The following is a 630-nucleotide window of genomic DNA, read 5'->3' on the forward strand; positions in this document are numbered from 1 at the left end:
AGACAAACGTACATAACTAGTCGGGCAGCAAATACGTGCCACGGCAATGGTGCGAATCCACTCTAGCACTGATAACTGGCCTTCTGCCAATACTTTATCGCCGATTGGTGTGCCTTTAATCGGGACTAGCAGATTGACAGGAATCGACTCAGGGGCTTTAGGCATTTTTAGGAGCTCATGCACCCAATCAATACGGTCATCACGGCTCTCACCCATACCGACGATGTTACCACTACAAACATTGATACCAGAGTTGCGTACGTTTTCGATGGTATCTAAGCGCTCGTCATAGCTACGCGTGCTGACGACTTGCTCGTAATAGCTGCGTGAGGTGTCTAGGTTATGATTGTAATAATCCAGTCCTGCATCCGCGAGTTGCGTCGCTTGATTGGTATCGAGCATACCTAACGTCATGCAAGTCTCAAGTCCTAGCGCTTTTACTTCTTTGATGAGCTCGACCACATAAGGCATGTCTTTGGCGCTTGGGTGTTTCCATGCAGCACCCATACAGAAGCGAGATGAACCGGTTGCCTTGGCACGTTTGGCCGCGGCGATGACTTTATCCACTTCTATGCGTTTTTCTGCTTGCAGTTTCGTCGTATCGCGATGATGACCCGATTGCGAGCAATA

Annotated in this window: 1 protein-coding gene; it reads right to left on the reverse strand. The window is 49.0% G+C overall.

The window, feature by feature from the left end:
• Positions 1-630, reverse strand: a 630-nt coding sequence (gene bioB / locus ACS8FC_RS18645; protein WP_439297887.1) for a biotin synthase BioB, incomplete at both ends; no start/stop codon positions are given.

The sequence above is a fragment of the Psychrobacter sp. 1Y4 genome, assembly GCF_051847555.1.